Source organism: Limosilactobacillus fermentum, assembly GCF_013394085.1.
Classification (GTDB): domain Bacteria; phylum Bacillota; class Bacilli; order Lactobacillales; family Lactobacillaceae; genus Limosilactobacillus; species Limosilactobacillus fermentum.
This window is the reverse complement of record NZ_CP040910.1, coordinates 402,328-422,020: the sequence shown is the minus strand read 5'-3', so window position 1 is coordinate 422,020 and position 19,693 is coordinate 402,328. Positions and strand designations below refer to the sequence as shown.

Genomic DNA, 19,693 nt, shown 5'->3' with positions numbered 1-19,693 from the left:
TTCGTTTCCAGCTTCTTTTATTAAGCGGGTGGTGATTAACCGTGAATCACCGTTCCTAACTTGCCTTCTAGGGCCTGGTCTAAGCCGGCGAGTGAGGTGATGATCGCCTTGCGTTCTGGGTGGCCCTTCACAAAGGACAGGCAAGCTTGGATCTTTGGTAGCATTGAACCAGCCGGGAATTGACCGGCATCGATCAGTTCCTGGGCCTGTGCTTGACTTAATTCGGTCAGCTTCTGTTCGTCCGGCTGGTTGTAGTTGATGTAAACGTAGTCAACCGCCGTTAAAATGATCAGCTGGTCGGCGTCAACGTTATCCGCCAAGAGGGCACTAGAGCGGTCCTTATCGATGACGGCCGGCACTCCGGTCAGGGCGCCGCCTTCTTCGACCACCGGCACCCCGCCACCACCAGCGGCAATGACCAAGGTCCCGTTTTCAATTAAGGTTTCAATGCTGTTTAACTCCACGATCCGCTTTGGTAGCGGGGATGGCACTACCTGACGGTAACCACGACCAGCGTCTTCGACAAAGGTGTAGCCCTTCTCTTGTTCGATCTGGGCGGCTTGTTCCTTGGTGTAGAAGTCACCGACTGGCTTAGTTGGGTTTTCAAAGGCCGGGTCACTAGGGTCCACTACCACTTGGGTAACCGTCGTCACAACGTCTTTTTCCATTCCCCGCTGGTGGAGTTCATTTTGCAAACTTTGTTGCAGGTGATAACCAATGTAGCCCTGGCTCATCGCCCCACACTCTGGGAACGGAAACGCCGCGGTCTTCCCGTTTTGAGCGGCAAAATCCATCCCGAGGTTAATTTGACCAACTTGCGGCCCGTTCCCGTGGCTGATCACCACCTGGTTACCGGCTTGGATCAGTCCAATTAACGAGGAAGCGGTATTTTTAACTAACTTCAGTTGTTCTTCGGGGGATTTACCCAAGGCATTCCCCCCTAAAGCAACGACGACTTTTGCCATGCCAGTTCCTCCTCTTTAGTCCCCTAAGGTTGCTACCATTACGGCCTTGATCGTGTGCATCCGGTTTTCGGCTTCACGGAAGACCACCGATTGTTCACTTTCAAAGACTTCGTCGGTAACTTCCATTTCCGTCAGGCCAAACTTTTCAGCGATTTCCTTGCCGACTTCCGTTTCCGTGTTGTGGAAGGCAGGTAAGCAGTGTTCGAAGATCGCCTTCGGGTTTTCGGTTGCTTCCATGACTTCCTTGGTAACTTGGTACGGCTTAAGCAGTTCAATCCGCTTTGCCCACATGTCGTCGGATTCACCCATGGAAACCCATACGTCGGCGTAGATTACGTCCATGCCCTTAACCCCGGCCTTAACGTCGTTAGTTACGACAATCTTAGCCCCGGTCTTAGCGGCGATTTCGTTAGCCTTTGCCAAGGTTTCGGCTTCTGGTTCAAGTTCCTTTGGCGTGACCACGTGGTATTCCATCCCCATTACGGCCGCCCCTAACATCAGGGCGTTGGAAACATTGTCGCGGCCGTCACCAACAAAGGCAAACTTGATTTGTTGGTATGGCTTCTTCAGTACTTCGTGAGCGGTCAAGAAGTCAGCCAAGACTTGAGTGGGGTGGTCTTCGTCAGTTAACCCGTTCCAAACCGGTACCCCGGAGTATTCGGCCAAAATTTCAACGTTACGTTGGGAGAAACCACGGTATTCGATCCCGTCGAACATCCCCCCGAGTACCCGTGCGGTGTCCTTAACGGATTCCTTGTGGCCGATGTGGGAACCAGATGGGCCGAGGTAGGTAACGTGCGCCCCTTGATCCTTAGCCCCCACTTCAAAGGAGCAACGGGTCCGCGTGGAGCTCTTTTCAAAGATTAAAGCGATGTTCTTACCCTTTAAGTGTTGTTGTTCCGTCCCGGCGTACTTAGCCTTCTTCAAATCCTCAGCGAGGTCGAGCATGTATTCCATTTCACGAGTGTTAAAGTCAGCCAAAGTTAAGAAACTGCGGTTACGTAAGTTAAAAGCCATTTTCGGGCCCTCCTTTAATCTATCAGTGTTCTCTTTACAATTTTTAGTATAGCAAGAGCTTTCAAGGACCATCGCAAAGCGCCCGGAATCATCACCAAATCCGAACGATTTTCTTTTTCCACCTCTGTGGTTGTGAATGGAAACTCAAGTCTTTGTATATTGGATGTTTATATTCAACGGACGGGCGTTTTTTACCCACCTCCTATTCCCTTTTGGTGAGCAAAAAAACAACTTAATCGGGTTTCAAAAAACTTCGCACTACTTCAGCTTGATTCAAAAATGGTCCAACGAGCGGCGCCCCCTAACCTCCCCCTAGTATAGTTGTCATCACCTTAATTACGCCATTAAATCAATTAATTTAGTACAATCTATTGCTAAAAGTCATAAAAAGTACTATTCATTAAATAGTAACCGCTTTTATTCTAACGTTAAAAAAAGGGGCGCACCCCTTCAATCACCTTCAACCACCGTGCGAAAGGAGCTAACCCGTGAACTTCTACCTTCTTCAAGACGACCAGGCCACTAGTGCCCTTCTCCGTGACCTAATTGAAAACGACTTCGACAACACCCTGGTCGGCTTAACCGCCGATCCCAACCGGGCCTACGAAGAACTCCTCCAACTACGGGTCGACATCATGATCCTCCCCTACCAACCTCACGGGATGGACGGGGTTGAGCTAATCTACCGCCTCCAACAAGTCAACAACCACCCCCACTTCATCATGGTGGGGCCACCGACCCCCACCGCCAAGGAGGCCGCCTACCGGGCTGGCTGTGACTTTTACCTTTCTCACCCTCTCAACCACACCGAAGCGCGCCACATCATTCGCCAGGTCGCCACCCACGTCCGCTTACTCAACCAGGTCAACCGGATTTACGAAATTTCCTCCTCTTCAATCGCCCCGTATAACCGACCCCAGGCTGCCCAACGCCGCCAAATGGATCACGTGGACACCGTCCTGCGCTTCTTAGGGATTGCCTCCGAGACGGGGAGTGAGGATATCCGTAAGATCATCCGGGTGATGATCGATCAAAAGGCCAGCTTTTCTTCCATTGATTTCCAGCGCGACTTCCACGCTGATGACCACGAAAAAAAGATCGCCTACCAACGAATCCGGCGGGCCCTGCGGGTGGGGATCACCAACCTGGCCACCATGTGCATCGACTACCCGGAAAATGATATCCTACTCGAGTACGCCAACAACCTCTTTGAGTACCAAAATATCCACGTGGAGATCCAGCACCTCCACCACCAAGACGTCCGGCGGGGCCAGGTGTCAATCCAACGCTTCTTCGACGGTTTGCTCCAAGAATCCGCCCGCGACCAGGAAGTTGACTAAGCGTAGGAGGAAAGTGGGAAATAACCTTCGATGCAGGTCGTATGTAAGATCGGACGAACGGTTTGGTGCGGCACGCACCGTTCTTCGGCCTGCTTAGAAACTAGGCCTGCGGCTATTTCCCACGTTTTCCGTTGAACATTCGAATATACGGCAAGAGGCAAGGAGAAAACACGGTTTTCTCCTTGCCTCTTTGGTTTCAGGACTGCAGTGGTCCCTTTATTTAGTTACGATCGTTGTAGCCTTGGGGGTGGCTTTCGTGCCACTTCCAAGCGGTGGCAATGATGTCGTGAACGTCATCGTACTTGGGCTTCCAACCTAAGACGTTGCGGGCCTTGTCAGAGGCGGCCACTAACGAATCCGGATCTCCCGGGCGGCGTGGGGCCATCTTAGCCGGGATTGGTTTGCCAGTGACTTCCCGGGCCGCTTCTAGCATTTGCTTGTTGGAAAAGCCGGTCGAAGAACCGAGGTTAAAGGCGTTGGATTCATTCCCGGCAAAGAGGTACTTAAGTGCTAGGAGGTGGGCGTCAGCCAGATCCATTACGTGAACGTAGTCACGGACGTTGGTACCATCCGGGGTGTTGTAATCATCACCAAAGATGGACAGTTCAGCGCGCTTGCCCTGGGCGACTTGCATGATGATAGGAACCAGGTGGGTTTCTGGGCCGTGGTCTTCACCAATCGAACCATCCGGCGCTGCCCCGGCCACGTTGAAGTAACGCAGGGCGACAAACTTAACCCCGTAAGCCGAATCGGCCCAGGCCATCATGTGTTCCATCATTAGCTTGGACAGACCGTATGGGTTGATCGGCTTTTGCGGATCGGTTTCCTTAATCGGCATGTGTTCCGGCACCCCGTAAGTGGCCGCCGTTGAGGAGAAGACAATGTATTTAACCTTAAAGTCGCGCATTGCCTCGAGCAGGGTGATCATGCCCCCCGTATTGTTATCAAAGTACTTGAGGGGTTCACTCATTGATTCCGGCACGATGGAGAAGGCGGCAAAGTGGACCACCGCCTTGATGTCTTCGTTAATGAAAATTTGGTCTAAAAAGGCCCGGTCGCGAATGTCACCAATGTAGAACTTGGCCCGCGGGTCCACAGCCTTGCGGTGACCGGTTGAGAGGTTATCGGCAACCACAACCTCCTCCCCGTTTGCGAGTAAGTCCTTTACCATGTGGGAACCAATGTATCCCGCCCCACCAGCGACTAAGATTGCCATGCTGTTACCATCCTTTCGATTTTTACTAAAACTTTTACTACAACCAGATTGTACCACACTCGTCGATAAAAAGCGCTTTCAATCTTTAATTAAGCCTGGTCGGTACGAAAACCCCCAAACTTTTGGTCAATGTATTCAAACAAGAGCCCCTCCCGTAGCCCGTTGCTAGAAAACATCACTTGCTTCATATTTAACTGGCGCAAGAGGGCCATGATCGGCAACAGTCCCCCGATAATCACGTCGGCCCGGGCCGTCGATACCCCCCGTACCTTGCCCCGCTGCTCCCGGTCCATCCGCAGCAGGTCGTCCATCATTTCGTAGGCGTCAACCGTCTGCATGGTTAACCCGTGGACCGGCAAGGGAACGTCCTCCCCGTCCGATAGGCGCCACCGGTACATCTTAGCTAAGGCCCGGTTAGAGCCCCCAAGGGCCACCACCCGGGTGTGGCGGGCCCGACTCAACCAGCGTTGACTAGAGAGAACCTCATCGACTTTGATTACGGCGTCGTACAGGTTGGCGGCGCTTACTTGGTCGCCAAGGTGGTAACGTTGGGACAACAGGACCGAACCGATCGGCAAGGAAACCGTCTCCTCGGCCTGGCCCTGGTCAACTAAGATTAGTTCCATTGAGGCCCCACCGGTATCAATGATGATCCCGTTTTCCAGTGGTAGGGTCCGGGAAACCCCTAGGTAATCAAGGTAGGCCTCCCGTTTGCCGGAGATCACTTGAATCGTCAGGCCCACCTCTTGTTCAACGCGCTCCAGAAAGTCCCGTTGGTTGGTAGCTTGGCGAACGGCGGCGGTGGCCACGGCGATGATCTCACCGTCAAACTGGTCGTAAATCTCCTTAAAGTCCTTTAAAGCCTTCAGGGTCCTGGCCATAGGCTCCTCTTTTAGCGTCCGCTCCGGACCCATGTTTTCTGACAGGCGCACGTACTCTTTTTCGTAGCGCAGTAGTTCCGTTTGGCCATCATCTAAAATTTTGGTGATCCGCAGACGCACCGAGTTAGATCCCAAATCAATCACCTTTAAGTTGGTTGACATTTTCCTCCCCCTTTTACTTCTTGAGGCGTAGGTTATTGACGTGACGACTAAGGGTTTCAAAGACGTTGTTTAAGTGGCGCCGGTTCTTTTGTTCTTGGCGCTGCCCTCGTTCTTGTTGTTTAACCTGATCAACGAAGATCTCTTGGCAATCGACCTGACCGCTGAACGGCAGCGGGGTGTACCGGTCGCCCTTTAGAACCCGGGTCTTGACGTCGTCTTGCCACATTGTATCAAAAATTTCGATCGCCCGTGCCTTGGTATCTTCTTGGGTGACCGGGAAGAGCTCTTCAACCCGCCGGTTAAGGTTTCTGGTCATCATGTCGGCCGAGGCTAAGTAGATCTCCGAGTGCCCGTTGGCCTCAAAGTAGTAAATCCGCGAGTGTTCCAAAAAGCGCCCGACAATTGAGTGGACCGTGATGTTACCGTGTAAGAACGGTAAATCGTTTCTCAGGCACGTAATCCCCCGGATCAATAGCTCCACCTTCACCCCGGCCGCAGCAGCAGCGTATAGGTGGGCGATAATTTGTTTATCCGACAGGGAATTCATTTTCATCCGGATCTTGGCCGGCAGTCCCTTGTTGGCCACCTCAATTTGTTCATCGATCTTTTCGTTAATGAAGTTGCGAATCCCACCCGGTGAAACCCGCAACTTGTGGAAGTACCGTGGCCGGGCGAAACCGGACAGCATGTTAAAGAGGTTGGTTAAGTCGACCCCGAGTTCGTAATCACAGGTAAACAACCCCATATCGGTGTAGAAGTTGGCGGTCACGTCATTGTAATTCCCGGTTCCCAGGTGCATGTAGCGGCGAATTCCGTCTTCATCGCGGCGAATGACCAAGGCGAGCTTACAGTGGGTCTTGAGCCCCACTAACCCGTAAATTACGTGGCAACCCATCCGCTCTAGCCGACGAGCCCAGTGAACGTTGTTTTGTTCATCGAACCGGGCCTTAACTTCCACCAGCACCGTTACCTGTTTGCCCTGCTGGGCTGCCATCCCCAAGTACTTGATGATTGGAGAATTTCCGGATACCCGGTAGAGGGTCATCTTGATCGCTAGGGTCTTGGGGTCGGTGGCCGCCTGGTGAATAAAGTTAACGACGGCTTGGAAATCATCGTAGGGGTGTTGCATCAGGTGATCCTTTTCCCGAATGGCGTCAAATAAGTTGTGTTCCATATCCAATTCCGGGGCTAGGTACGGGGTAAACTTGCTGTAGCGGTCTTCTTCGTGGTCGGAAACCATGCCGGAGAGCTTCTTTAAAAAGGTTAAGTCAATCGGGCCCGCAATGCGGTAAACCCCTTCTTCGCCGACCTTAAGGTTATCAATCAGGTGGGCCGCCAGCCAATCGTCCATCCCCTGCTCCACTTCTAGGCGAATAACGTGACCGTGCTCGCGTTCCCGCAACTGGTGCTGAACCGCCCGCAACAAGTCGGAGGTGTCTTCTTCGGCCACGTCCAGGTCCATGTCCCGCACGACCCGGTAAGTACCAGTTGCTTGCACGGCGTAGCCCGGGAAGAGGACGCTGATAAAGGTCTTGATCACGTCGTCTAAGAGGACAAAGATGTTGGATGACGGCATCTTAACCAACCGCTTATAGACCTCGGGAACCCGGACGGTGGCGAATTCCTCTTCGTACTTACCGTCTTGTTCCTTTTTTTCGTGGGGCTGGGAAATGGTGGTCACCACTTCCTGATCGCCCTCGAGCACTTCCTTAGCGGTCGTTGCCGGAGCCGTACGAATCAGCTTAACGGCCACGTTTAAGGAGTTATTAGAGATAAAGGGGAAGGGCCGCGATGAGTCGTCGGCCATCGGGGTTAGGACCGGTAATAATTCATCGTTAAAGTAACGCTGCAAGTAGTCGTGTTGGTGTTGATCCAAGTCCTTAACGGCTACCAGGTGGATGTCTTTAGCTTCCAAGGCCGGAAGTAAGACGTCCTTATACACCTGGTAGCGCCGGGCCACCATCTGGTGCTCCTTTTCGTTGACCGCCGTCAGTTGTGCTGCCGGGGTCATCCCGGAGGCGTCCGTTGTCGTTACCCCAGCGGCGGCTAACTTACTCAAAGAAGCCACCCGCACCATGAAGAATTCATCGACGTTACTTTGGGTAATCCCCAAAAAATTGGCCCGTTCCAACAGGGGGTTGGTTGGGCTGGCGGCTTCGGTGAGTCGTAGGTAGTCTGGCACCAGGGCATCCGGATCGGCGACCGGGATGGCCGTTCTTCCCAGCAGGGCCAGGTGGTACGTTGACGGCAGGGTTAAATCGGCAGGCGCTAAAGTTACGTTAGTGGGCAACTTGGCCAGCTCGTCGGCCAGTTTCGGTGTGCTTTGCCCAATTAACAAAACGCCCTGTGGCTGTTGGGTCACCCTAACCATTAAGTCGCTAAAGGCGCAGTGCTGATCTTCCATCACCGCCACTAACTTTCCCGCTTGGTACTGGTACCCACCGGCAAAGACGTTGCCACGCCGGGCGTCGAAAAAGGGGACGATCAAGCGCTTGTCATCGGGAAGAACGTTGGTCGCCAAGACCTTCAGGCTTGATTCAGCCACCAAGTCGATCCCCAGCGTCGTGGCCAAAACCTTGGCCGTCGTGGTGGCAATCCGGATCCCGGTGTACGAACCCGGACCGTTTGCCACCACCACCCGGTTCAAATCCGCTGGTGTCCAGCCCAAATCATCCATTAACCGTTCAATGGTCGGCAAAACGTAAACGCTGTGGTTGCGGACCATGTTCAGGGTCGTTTGGGCCATGAGGCGGTCGTCTTCCACCAGGGCAATACTCATCGGGTGATTCGAGGTGTCAATCGCCAAAATTTTCAATTCCATCGATCCCTTCTACTTTTTTCTAACATACCCACGATACTCGCCCCACCAGCAATTGTCCATCCTATTCGCCTTAGTTTTGGGCGTGTAAAAAGGTGCTTAACCGGCGTAACCCTTCCTTTAAAACCGGTTGGGGAGCGCAGTAGCCTAAACGAACGTGGTGGGGCGTTTCGAAAGCCTCCCCGGGAACCAACAAGACGCCCGTTTGTTCCAGTAACCGGGTACAAAAACTAACCGTGTCTTCTTCAATTAACAGGCGGGGAAAGGAGGTTGAGACCCCGGCCGGGGCCACTAGGGAAACCAGCGGCTCCTTGGCCAGCCAGTCTTGATACAGGGCCCAGTTTTGTTCCACCAACGCCCGGTTGCGCGCCAAAACCTGGTGACGGTGGTTTAAGACGTAGGTGGCTAACAGGTCGTTGACCACCCCACCACAAATCATGGTGTAGTCCCGGACGCTTCGCAAACGGTCGGCCACTTCCCGGTTCGTCACCGTCCAGCCAATCCGTAGTCCCGGTACCGAGTAGGTCTTTGACAGGGAATCGGTCGCAATCCCCCGTTCGTAGAGGTCGACGATCGAACAAGCCGTCCCGTTTTTCATTAGTGGGTGGTAAACCTCGTCAACCAAAACGTAAGCCCCTACTTCACGGGCAATCTCAGCTACCCGACTTAACGTCTCCCTGTCTAGTACCGTACCAGTGGGGTTATTAGCGTTATTTAAGCAAATGAGCTTGGTTTTTTCGGTGACCAAGTTAGCTAACTCAGCCAACCGCGGCTGCCACCCTTCCTCTTCGCGTAGGCGCCAGTAATCAACCGTCGCTCCTAGCGAGCGTGGAATGTCAAATAACTGTTGGTAAGAAGGGTACTCCGCAATCACTTGATCTCCGGGCTCAACCAGTGCGTAGAGGACGGCTAGGTTAGCACCAGTGGCCCCGTTAGTTTGCAGAACCTGGTCGGGGTCGACGTGCTCGTACAGTTGCGCTACCGCCTCTTTAAAGGCTGGTGAACCTTCAATCAAACCGTAATTAAGCTTAGCGTCAAAGAGTAATTTGTCTAGGGTATTGGGATCATCGTCCAACTCCCGTAGGTCCGCCATCGATAAGGAGGCAATTGTGCTTTGTGAAATATCGTAGCGGGCCTTTTTTTCCCATTTATTTAACCAAGCTTCGACGCCAAACGGTGCTAATTCAACCATCTGTCCCACCCTTTCTATTAAAACCATTTTCATTTAATCTTAGCGCGCCTTCACCGGGTTTAACAAGGGGCGCCCGGATTAAATTTAGTACTTGCATTTTACCACCCCCTGGCTTAGAATGATGAAAATTAAATGATAAGTTGCTGAGAACAGATGAGTAACTAGTTGGCCCCCACCCAGAGAAGTGGGGGAGCTGAGAACCACGGGGTGGCTAACTAGTGAAGATGGTCTGGGAGCAAGTTCGACCAGTGAATTCATTAACTGGTGGCGGTTGGGCCCGTTATCACCCCGGGTATCTCCGTTTGGACGTACCTCGTGAGGGTTTTGCCGTGAGGGAGAACCGAATTAGGGTGGTAACACGCTTTTAAGATAACTTGAATGCGTCCCTAGAGAAGACAATGGTCTTTTCTAGGGACGTTTTTTAGTTCCCACACCATTGTTCAGATAGAAAGGATGTTTAATTATGACCACAACTTTAACCGCGCCCTTTAAAAATGACATCGTCGGCTCCTTTTTGCGTCCCCAAAAGCTCAAGGAAGCCCGGGAGCAATTCAAGCAGGGCGAACTGGATCAAGCCGGTTTAACCGCCGTGGAAGACGCCTGTATCACCGATTTAATTGAAAAGGAAAAGGCGGTCGGCCTGCACGCCGTGACCGATGGTGAATTTCGGCGGAGCTGGTGGCACCTGGACTTCTTGTGGGGGCTGACCGGGGTTGGTCACTACAACTACCACCAAAGCTACCGGTTTAAGGGTGCCAAAACCCGTACCGACAACGCCGAACTGGTCGGCAAGGTGGCCTACAACCCTGACCACCCCTTCTTCAAGCACTTCCAATTTACCAACCAGCAGGCCGGCCCGGACGTCTTAGCTAAGCAAACGATCCCGTCACCAACGATGCTCTTCCGGGATAACCGTTCCGACCACTGGCCGGACTTTTACGACCGCTACCAAGACTACTTAACTGACCTGGCAACGGCCTATCGACAAACGATCCACCGCTTTTACGAACTCGGCTGCCGTTACCTGCAAATTGACGACACCACCTGGGCCTTTTTAATCAGTAAGCTCAACGAAACTAAGGACCAACCTGGAGAACACCAAAAGTACGTCCAACTGTGCCAAGACGCCGTCACCGTAATTAACGGAGCCTTAAAAGACAAGCCGGCCGACCTAACAATTACCACCCACATTTGCCGGGGGAACTTCAAGTCCACCTTCCTCTTTTCCGGTGGGTACGCCCCGGTGGCCCCTTACTTAGCCCAGCTCAATTACGACGGCTTCTTCTTGGAATACGACAGCGAAGAACGCGACGGTAACTTTGCCCCGCTCAAGAAGATCCTCAATCAGCGCGACCAGGTCACCATCGTCTTGGGGCTAATCACCTCTAAGGACGGTCAACTAGAAGACCCCGACCAAGTCATCGCCCGGATCCACGAAGCCGCTAAAGAAGTGCCACTAGCTAACCTAGCCTTAAGTCCCCAGTGCGGGTTTGCCTCCACGGAAGAAGGCAATATCTTAACCGAAGAGCAACAATGGGCCAAGCTTAAGCTCATTAAGGAGATTGCGGACGCGGTTTGGGGCTAACGCGTGTCACCCCCTGAACACAAAAGCCACCTGCTACCTAATCGGTAACGGGTGGCTTTTATGTTTTCTAAACGCTACATCGCTAACGTGGTTAACAACCGCAGACCTAGCGCCTAAGTACGGCCGAGCAAGTTGTTTGCCACCTCTTTTCTACCCAACGGCAATCGTTCCGTTAAAGATCAGGAAGATGGCAATTAAACTAAAGGCTAAGACTACAACCATCGTTCCCTTTTCGCCCCCGCTCATCGTCCGGTTATTTTCACGTACCCCTTGGTAGTAGATGATAAAGCCCGGAATAAAGCTAATCGAAACCAGGAGCACTTGTTGCCAACCGGCCAAGAACATGCAGGCAATTTGGAAGAGAACCAACAAGAGTCCAATCGTCCACTGTCCCCACTCTTGGTGTTCTTGACTGTACTTCATTTGGTACAGCCCCACAAAAAGGTAGGAGAAGAGGATGGCGGCGGAGGCCAGTGAGTAAGCAAAGTTGTAGGCTTGTTCAGTGAAGAGTAAGGAGAACAGGAAGATCGTTTGCAAAACCCCGGTGATCATCAGCGAGGCCGTTGGGGCCTTCTTAGCGTTGAGTTTACCCCACACCTTTGGCATTGCCTTGTCTTCGGCAACTAGCATCGTCGTTTCGGCTGGCAGCATCGTCCAGGAAAGCCAGGAAATAATTACCGAAACAATTAAGCCGACGTTGATAATCGTGGCCCCCCAGGAACCAACGATCAACTTCAAGTCGTTCCCCAGGGCTGGTTGACTAGCGGCGGCCAGTTGGGCCCGGGTCAGGGTCCCGTAAGGAATAATCGAAATCATCACGTAAATGATCAACAAGAGGATGAACCCGATGATCGTCGCTTGTTGGGCTTGGGTCCGGTCCTTGGCCCGGTGACCCATGACGGAGGCCCCTTCAACCCCAATGAAGACCCAGATCAGTGTCAGCAGGGTCCCCTTCATCTGGGTGTATACCGAGCCCGTTTCCGTCCCCTTGGAAAGGTTGTTAGCGACGTGGCCCCAGAAGTCGGTCGTAAACATACCGGCCTTAAAGAAGATAATCGAAATAATGATGAATAATACCAGTGGAATGATCTTAAAGAAGGTCCCAATCGTGTTAATAAAGGTCGCCGTTTCCACCCCGCTGTTAACGAGGAGGGTCAAAACCCAACAGAAGATAATGGCCACGATGATCGACATTAGGTTCTGCCCGTTGCTAAAGACCGGGAAAAAGGTCCCCAAGGCACTCATCAGCATGGTGGCAAAGGCAATGTTACCCAACCAAGCTGACAACCAGTAGGCCCAACCGGAAATAAATTCCCCCATCGGCCCAAAGCCGGCGCCGGCATATGAGAAGATACCCGCTTCCAGGTTCGGCCGTTTTTCCGATAGGTTGTTAAGCGCAAAAACGAGCATCAAAAAGCCAAAACCGACGAAGAGCCATGCTAGTAGAGCGGGCCCAGGTGCCGCCGCGGCGGCCACCGCATTGGTGATCCCAAAGATCCCCGTCCCAATACAGGAACTGACGATCAGGGCAATCAGACCAATGCGCCCAATTCCGTTTTTGTTTTCCATCTTGATTTTCCTCCTTTTTTCCTCAACCCGCAAAAAAGGTGCAAGTGAGCCCGTGGTATTGAACTGACCACTACTCACCTCCACCTTCTTTGGTTCAATGCGTTACTAATTTTCGTTATCTTAGAGGTCCTCACGTACGATTGGGCAAGACATGCACCGTGGGCCACCCCGACCCCGGGATAGTTCACTGGAGCGAACCTCGTGAACTAAGATCCCGTGTTCTTTAAGCAGGGCGTTTGAAACGTAGTTACGGTTGTAAGTTACCACTTCACCCGGTGCAATCGCTAACGTGTTGGAGCCGTCGTTCCATTGTTCCCGTGGGGCCACGATTGGGTCACCATTCCCGGTTGGAATCAGGTCAATTTCCGGCTTGTTTAAGGCCTGCTTGAGGACCGCCTTAATGTCAGTATGGTGCTCGATGGTAATTTCACCATCCTTGCCCGGGTGCAAGACCCAGTTGTCAACCTCACCCTTGTCATCTAGGATCGCCGGGTGAACGGTAAACTGATCGTGGTTGATCATCGTGAAGACCGTGTCCAAGTGCATCATAGCGTGGTTATGTGGGATCGAAATGGCAATCACGGTGTCGTAGTTAGAATCCTTAAAGAGGTTTCTAGCGATGTCTTCGATGGCGTCCGCCGTCGTCCGTTGGGAAACCCCAATTGCTAAGACGTGGTCGGACAAGACGAGCTCGTCGCCCCCTTCGATGTGGGATTCGTGGTTCCGGTCGCGCCATACCTCAACTTGCCCCGCAAACCGTGGGTGGTGGTTGATGATGTATTCCGTGATCAGGGATTCACGTTGACGGGCCGGGAAAGTCATCTTGTTAATGGAGATCCCGTCACCAATGGAGGCCTGCGGATCCCGCGTGAAGTAAGCGTTTGGCATTGGGTCCATTAAGAACGGCCAGTCCGTATTTTCGGAAACGGATTGCAGATCCGGTTGGGCGATGTCAATGTCAGTCCCCCGCACCCCTTCGATGATCTTGTCAACCATTTCCTGCGGGGTCATTTGGTAGAGGTAGTCATATAAGGCGTCGTGGGTGGTACCCGCAACGTAACCAGATTCGGCGATCATCCGGTTTAAAAATTCCTTTCTGACGTCGTCACTTGCCAATGCTTCAGCGGCTAACTTTTCAAAGTACAGCACTTCAATCCCCTGGTCCCGTAAGGTTTGGGCAAAAAAGTCGTGTTCTTCTTGGGCAATTGGTAAGTACGGAATGTCATCAAAGAGGAGGCGCTCCATGTAGTCGGGCGTAATGTTTTCAATTTCACGTCCCGGCCGGTGAAGCATCACCGTCTTGAGCTTTCCAATTTCGGAGGTCACTTGAATTGGACTTGTCATTGTTTCTCGCACTCCTTATCTAGTCTTCGTTTCCAGCTTCTTTTATTAAGCGGGTGGTGATTAACCGTGAATCACCGTTCCTAACTTGCCTTCTAGGGCCTGGTCTAAGCCGGCGAGTGAGGTGATGATCGCCTTGCGTTCTGGGTGGCCCTTCACAAAGGACAGGCAAGCTTGGATCTTTGGTAGCATTGAACCAGCCGGGAATTGACCGGCATCGATCAGTTCCTGGGCCTGTGCTTGACTTAATTCGGTCAGCTTCTGTTCGTCCGGCTGGTTGTAGTTGATGTAAACGTAGTCAACCGCCGTTAAAATGATCAGCTGGTCGGCGTCAACGTTATCCGCCAAGAGGGCACTAGAGCGGTCCTTATCGATGACGGCCGGCACTCCGGTCAGGGCGCCGCCTTCTTCGACCACCGGCACCCCGCCACCACCAGCGGCAATGACCAAGGTCCCGTTTTCAATTAAGGTTTCAATGCTGTTTAACTCCACGATCCGCTTTGGTAGCGGGGATGGCACTACCTGACGGTAACCACGACCAGCGTCTTCGACAAAGGTGTAGCCCTTCTCTTGTTCGATCTGGGCGGCTTGTTCCTTGGTGTAGAAGTCACCGACTGGCTTAGTTGGGTTTTCAAAGGCCGGGTCACTAGGGTCCACTACCACTTGGGTAACCGTCGTCACAACGTCTTTTTCCATTCCCCGCTGGTGGAGTTCATTTTGCAAACTTTGTTGCAGGTGATAACCAATGTAGCCCTGGCTCATCGCCCCACACTCTGGGAACGGAAACGCCGCGGTCTTCCCGTTTTGAGCGGCAAAATCCATCCCGAGGTTAATTTGACCAACTTGCGGCCCGTTCCCGTGGCTGATCACCACCTGGTTACCGGCTTGGATCAGTCCAATTAACGAGGAAGCGGTATTTTTAACTAACTTCAGTTGTTCTTCGGGGGATTTACCCAAGGCATTCCCCCCTAAAGCAACGACGACTTTTGCCATGCCAGTTCCTCCTCTTTAGTCCCCTAAGGTTGCTACCATTACGGCCTTGATCGTGTGCATCCGGTTTTCGGCTTCACGGAAGACCACCGATTGTTCACTTTCAAAGACTTCGTCGGTAACTTCCATTTCCGTCAGGCCAAACTTTTCAGCGATTTCCTTGCCGACTTCCGTTTCCGTGTTGTGGAAGGCAGGTAAGCAGTGTTCGAAGATCGCCTTCGGGTTTTCGGTTGCTTCCATGACTTCCTTGGTAACTTGGTACGGCTTAAGCAGTTCAATCCGCTTTGCCCACATGTCGTCGGATTCACCCATGGAAACCCATACGTCGGCGTAGATTACGTCCATGCCCTTAACCCCGGCCTTAACGTCGTTAGTTACGACAATCTTAGCCCCGGTCTTAGCGGCGATTTCGTTAGCCTTTGCCAAGGTTTCGGCTTCTGGTTCAAGTTCCTTTGGCGTGACCACGTGGTATTCCATCCCCATTACGGCCGCCCCTAACATCAGGGCGTTGGAAACATTGTCGCGGCCGTCACCAACAAAGGCAAACTTGATTTGTTGGTATGGCTTCTTCAGTACTTCGTGAGCGGTCAAGAAGTCAGCCAAGACTTGAGTGGGGTGGTCTTCGTCAGTTAACCCGTTCCAAACCGGTACCCCGGGAGTATCGGCCAAAATTTCAACGTTACGTTGGGAGAAACCACGGTATTCGATCCCGTCGAACATCCCCCCGAGTACCCGTGCGGTGTCCTTAACGGATTCCTTGTGGCCGATGTGGGAACCAGATGGGCCGAGGTAGGTAACGTGCGCCCCTTGATCCTTAGCCCCCACTTCAAAGGAGCAACGGGTCCGCGTGGAGCTCTTTTCAAAGATTAAAGCGATGTTCTTACCCTTTAAGTGTTGTTGTTCCGTCCCGGCGTACTTAGCCTTCTTCAAATCCTCAGCGAGGTCGAGCATGTATTCCATTTCACGAGTGTTAAGTCAGCCAAAGTTAAGAAACTGCGGTTACGTAAGTTAAAAGCCATTTTCGGGCCCTCCTTTAATCTATCAGTGTTCTCTTTACAATTTTTAGTATAGCAAGAGCTTTCAAGGACCATCGCAAAGCGCCCGGAATCATCACCAATCCGAACGATTTTCTTTTCCACCTCTGTGGTTGTGAATGGAAACTCAAGTCTTTGTATATTGGATGTTTATATTTCAACGGACGGGCGTTTTTTACCCCCCCTATTCCCTTTTGGTGAGCAAAAAAACAACTTAATCGGGTTTCAAAAACTTCGCACTACTTCAGCTTGATTCAAAAATGGTCCAACGAGCGGCGCCCCCTAACCTCCCCCTAGTATAGTTGTCATCACCTTAATTACGCCATTAAATCAATTAATTTAGTACAATCTATTGCTAAAAGTCATAAAAAGTACTATTCATTAAATAGTAACCGCTTTTATTCTAACGTTAAAAAAGGGGCGCACCCCTTCAATCACCTTCAACCACCGTGCGAAAGGAGCTAACCCGTGAACTTCTACCTTCTTCAAGACGACCAGGCCACTAGTGCCCTTCTCCGTGACCTAATTGAAAACGACTTTACAACACCCTGGTCGGCTTAACCGCCGATCCCAACCGGGCCTACGAGAACTCCTCCAACTACGGGTCGACATCATGATCCTCCCCTACCACCTCACGGGATGGACGGGGTTGAGCTAATCTACCGCCTCCAACAAGTCAACAACCACCCCCACTTCATCATGGTGGGGCCACCGACCCCCACCGCCAAGGAGGCCGCCTACCGGGCTGGCTGTGACTTTTACCTTTCTCACCCTCTCAACCACACCGAAGCGCGCCACATCATTCGCCAGGTCGCCACCCACGTCCGCTTACTCAACCAGGTCAACCGGATTTACGAAATTTCCTCCTCTTCAATCGCCCCGTATAACCGACCCCAGGCTGCCCAACGCCGCCAAATGGATCACGTGGACACCGTCCTGCGCTTCTTAGGGATTGCCTCCGAGACGGGGAGTGAGGATATCCGTAAGATCATCCGGGTGATGATCGATCAAAAGGCCAGCTTTTCTTCCATTGATTTCCAGCGCGACTTCCACGCTGATGACCACGAAAAAAAGATCGCCTACCAACGAATCCGGCGGGCCCTGCGGGTGGGGATCACCAACCTGGCCACCATGTGCATCGACTACCCGGAAAATGATATCCTACTCGAGTACGCCAACAACCTCTTTGAGTACCAAAATATCCACGTGGAGATCCAGCACCTCCACCACCAAGACGTCCGGCGGGGCCAGGTGTCAATCCAACGCTTCTTCGACGGTTTGCTCCAAGAATCCGCCCGCGACCAGGAAGTTGACTAAGCGTAGGAGGAAAGTGGGAAATAACCTTCGATGCAGGTCGTATGTAAGATCGGACGAACGGTTTGGTGCGGCACGCACCGTTCTTCGGCCTGCTTAGAAACTAGGCCTGCGGCTATTTCCCACGTTTTCCGTTGAACATTCGAATATACGGCAAGAGGCAAGGAGAAAACACGGTTTTCTCCTTGCCTCTTTGGTTTCAGGACTGCAGTGGTCCCTTTATTTAGTTACGATCGTTGTAGCCTTGGGGGTGGCTTTCGTGCCACTTCCAAGCGGTGGCAATGATGTCGTGAACGTCATCGTACTTGGGCTTCCAACCTAAGACGTTGCGGGCCTTGTCAGAGGCGGCCACTAACGAATCCGGATCTCCCGGGCGGCGTGGGGCCATCTTAGCCGGGATTGGTTTGCCAGTGACTTCCCGGGCCGCTTCTAGCATTTGCTTGTTGGAAAAGCCGGTCGAAGAACCGAGGTTAAAGGCGTTGGATTCATTCCCGGCAAAGAGGTACTTAAGTGCTAGGAGGTGGGCGTCAGCCAGATCCATTACGTGAACGTAGTCACGGACGTTGGTACCATCCGGGGTGTTGTAATCATCACCAAAGATGGACAGTTCAGCGCGCTTGCCCTGGGCGACTTGCATGATGATAGGAACCAGGTGGGTTTCTGGGCCGTGGTCTTCACCAATCGAACCATCCGGCGCTGCCCCGGCCACGTTGAAGTAACGCAGGGCGACAAACTTAACCCCGTAAGCCGAATCGGCCCAGGCCATCATGTGTTCCATCATTAGCTTGGACAGACCGTATGGGTTGATCGGCTTTTGCGGATCGGTTTCCTTAATCGGCATGTGTTCCGGCACCCCGTAAGTGGCCGCCGTTGAGGAGAAGACAATGTATTTAACCTTAAAGTCGCGCATTGCCTCGAGCAGGGTGATCATGCCCCCCGTATTGTTATCAAAGTACTTGAGGGGTTCACTCATTGATTCCGGCACGATGGAGAAGGCGGCAAAGTGGACCACCGCCTTGATGTCTTCGTTAATGAAAATTTGGTCTAAAAAGGCCCGGTCGCGAATGTCACCAATGTAGAACTTGGCCCGCGGGTCCACAGCCTTGCGGTGACCGGTTGAGAGGTTATCGGCAACCACAACCTCCTCCCCGTTTGCGAGTAAGTCCTTTACCATGTGGGAACCAATGTATCCCGCCCCACCAGCGACTAAGATTGCCATGCTGTTACCATCCTTTCGATTTTTACTAAAACTTTTACTACAACCAGATTGTACCACACTCGTCGATAAAAAGCGCTTTCAATCTTTAATTAAGCCTGGTCGGTACGAAAACCCCCAAACTTTTGGTCAATGTATTCAAACAAGAGCCCCTCCCGTAGCCCGTTGCTAGAAAACATCACTTGCTTCATATTTAACTGGCGCAAGAGGGCCATGATCGGCAACAGTCCCCCGATAATCACGTCGGCCCGGGCCGTCGATACCCCCCGTACCTTGCCCCGCTGCTCCCGGTCCATCCGCAGCAGGTCGTCCATCATTTCGTAGGCGTCAACCGTCTGCATGGTTAACCCGTGGACCGGCAAGGGAACGTCCTCCCCGTCCGATAGGCGCCACCGGTACATCTTAGCTAAGGCCCGGTTAGAGCCCCCAAGGGCCACCACCCGGGTGTGGCGGGCCCGACTCAACCAGCGTTGACTAGAGAGAACCTCATCGACTTTGATTACGGCGTCGTACAGGTTGGCGGCGCTTACTTGGTCGCCAAGGTGGTAACGTTGGGACAACAGGACCGAACCGATCGGCAAGGAAACCGTCTCCTCGGCCTGGCCCTGGTCAACTAAGATTAGTTCCATTGAGGCCCCACCGGTATCAATGATGATCCCGTTTTCCAGTGGTAGGGTCCGGGAAACCCCTAGGTAATCAAGGTAGGCCTCCCGTTTGCCGGAGATCACTTGAATCGTCAGGCCCACCTCTTGTTCAACGCGCTCCAGAAAGTCCCGTTGGTTGGTAGCTTGGCGAACGGCGGCGGTGGCCACGGCGATGATCTCACCGTCAAACTGGTCGTAAATCTCCTTAAAGTCCTTTAAAGCCTTCAGGGTCCTGGCCATAGGCTCCTCTTTTAGCGTCCGCTCCGGACCCATGTTTTCTGACAGGCGCACGTACTCTTTTTCGTAGCGCAGTAGTTCCGTTTGGCCATCATCTAAAATTTTGGTGATCCGCAGACGCACCGAGTTAGATCCCAAATCAATCACCTTTAAGTTGGTTGACATTTTCCTC

Annotated in this window: 12 protein-coding genes and 4 pseudogenes; 3 read left to right on the top strand and 13 right to left on the bottom strand. The window is 52.6% G+C overall.

Features of this window, described 5'->3' with window-relative positions; genetic code table 11:
• Nucleotides 1–35: 35 nt before the first annotated feature.
• Entirely contained in the window at nucleotides 36–965 is a 930-nt protein-coding gene (arcC, locus tag FG166_RS01990) for a carbamate kinase (RefSeq protein WP_003684249.1), read from the bottom strand.
• 15 nt (nucleotides 966–980) lie between these two features.
• Nucleotides 981–1,982: an ornithine carbamoyltransferase gene (argF, locus tag FG166_RS01985; RefSeq protein WP_004563317.1), complete on the bottom strand. Its 1,002-nt coding sequence runs from the start codon at nucleotides 1,980–1,982 to the stop codon at nucleotides 981–983.
• A 488-nt stretch (nucleotides 1,983–2,470) separates the two neighbouring features.
• Between argF (FG166_RS01985) and FG166_RS01980 the strand changes: the two genes are divergently transcribed.
• Complete coding sequence (locus FG166_RS01980; RefSeq protein WP_178958860.1) at nucleotides 2,471–3,322, top strand: DNA-binding domain-containing protein; 852 nt, start codon at nucleotides 2,471–2,473, stop codon at nucleotides 3,320–3,322.
• Between the two features lie 220 nt (nucleotides 3,323–3,542).
• Here FG166_RS01980 and galE (FG166_RS01975) read toward each other — a convergent pair whose 3' ends face one another.
• From galE (FG166_RS01975) to FG166_RS01960, 5 genes and pseudogenes are all read right to left on the bottom strand, one after another.
• A complete protein-coding gene (gene galE / locus FG166_RS01975) occupies nucleotides 3,543–4,538 on the bottom strand; it encodes a UDP-glucose 4-epimerase GalE (RefSeq protein WP_003684257.1) in 996 nt (331 codons plus the stop codon).
• 89 nt (nucleotides 4,539–4,627) lie between these two features.
• Nucleotides 4,628–5,581: a Ppx/GppA family phosphatase gene (locus tag FG166_RS01970; protein ID WP_003684259.1), complete on the bottom strand. Its 954-nt coding sequence runs from the start codon at nucleotides 5,579–5,581 to the stop codon at nucleotides 4,628–4,630.
• 13 nt (nucleotides 5,582–5,594) lie between these two features.
• Nucleotides 5,595–7,745: pseudogene (locus tag FG166_RS01965) on the bottom strand (RNA degradosome polyphosphate kinase); the annotation flags it as partial.
• Between the two features lie 12 nt (nucleotides 7,746–7,757).
• Nucleotides 7,758–8,402: pseudogene (tsaB, locus tag FG166_RS09495) on the bottom strand (tRNA (adenosine(37)-N6)-threonylcarbamoyltransferase complex dimerization subunit type 1 TsaB); the annotation flags it as partial.
• A 70-nt stretch (nucleotides 8,403–8,472) separates the two neighbouring features.
• Nucleotides 8,473–9,591: an aminotransferase gene (locus FG166_RS01960; protein ID WP_004563314.1), complete on the bottom strand. Its 1,119-nt coding sequence runs from the start codon at nucleotides 9,589–9,591 to the stop codon at nucleotides 8,473–8,475.
• A gap of 463 nt (nucleotides 9,592–10,054) precedes the next feature.
• Between FG166_RS01960 and FG166_RS01955 the strand changes: the two genes are divergently transcribed.
• Nucleotides 10,055–11,176, top strand: a complete 1,122-nt coding sequence (locus FG166_RS01955; RefSeq protein ID WP_003684269.1) for a vitamin B12 independent methionine synthase — start codon at nucleotides 10,055–10,057, stop codon at nucleotides 11,174–11,176.
• A gap of 150 nt (nucleotides 11,177–11,326) precedes the next feature.
• Here the strand turns inward: FG166_RS01955 and FG166_RS01950 are convergent, their stop codons facing one another.
• The 4 genes and pseudogenes from FG166_RS01950 to argF (FG166_RS01935) form a co-directional block, all read right to left on the bottom strand.
• Complete coding sequence (locus tag FG166_RS01950; RefSeq protein WP_137876821.1) at nucleotides 11,327–12,745, bottom strand: basic amino acid/polyamine antiporter; 1,419 nt, start codon at nucleotides 12,743–12,745, stop codon at nucleotides 11,327–11,329.
• A gap of 120 nt (nucleotides 12,746–12,865) precedes the next feature.
• The gene (arcA, locus tag FG166_RS01945) at nucleotides 12,866–14,089 is read right to left on the bottom strand and encodes an arginine deiminase (RefSeq protein WP_003684247.1); all 1,224 of its coding nucleotides are present in this window, start codon (nucleotides 14,087–14,089) and stop codon (nucleotides 12,866–12,868) included.
• A 60-nt stretch (nucleotides 14,090–14,149) separates the two neighbouring features.
• The gene (gene arcC / locus FG166_RS01940) at nucleotides 14,150–15,079 is read right to left on the bottom strand and encodes a carbamate kinase (RefSeq protein ID WP_003684249.1); all 930 of its coding nucleotides are present in this window, start codon (nucleotides 15,077–15,079) and stop codon (nucleotides 14,150–14,152) included.
• A 15-nt stretch (nucleotides 15,080–15,094) separates the two neighbouring features.
• A pseudogene (argF, locus tag FG166_RS01935) lies at nucleotides 15,095–16,095 on the bottom strand (ornithine carbamoyltransferase).
• Between the two features lie 483 nt (nucleotides 16,096–16,578).
• Here argF (FG166_RS01935) and FG166_RS01930 point away from each other — a divergent pair.
• Nucleotides 16,579–17,427: pseudogene (locus FG166_RS01930) on the top strand (DNA-binding domain-containing protein).
• A gap of 220 nt (nucleotides 17,428–17,647) precedes the next feature.
• On the opposite strand, the gene galE (FG166_RS01925) reads toward FG166_RS01930, so the two are convergent.
• Together galE (FG166_RS01925) and FG166_RS01920 are read right to left on the bottom strand one after the other, a co-directional pair.
• The gene (galE, locus tag FG166_RS01925) at nucleotides 17,648–18,643 is read right to left on the bottom strand and encodes a UDP-glucose 4-epimerase GalE (RefSeq protein ID WP_003684257.1); all 996 of its coding nucleotides are present in this window, start codon (nucleotides 18,641–18,643) and stop codon (nucleotides 17,648–17,650) included.
• A gap of 89 nt (nucleotides 18,644–18,732) precedes the next feature.
• The gene (locus tag FG166_RS01920; protein ID WP_003684259.1) at nucleotides 18,733–19,686 is read right to left on the bottom strand and encodes a Ppx/GppA family phosphatase; all 954 of its coding nucleotides are present in this window, start codon (nucleotides 19,684–19,686) and stop codon (nucleotides 18,733–18,735) included.
• Nucleotides 19,687–19,693: the final 7 nt, after the last annotated feature.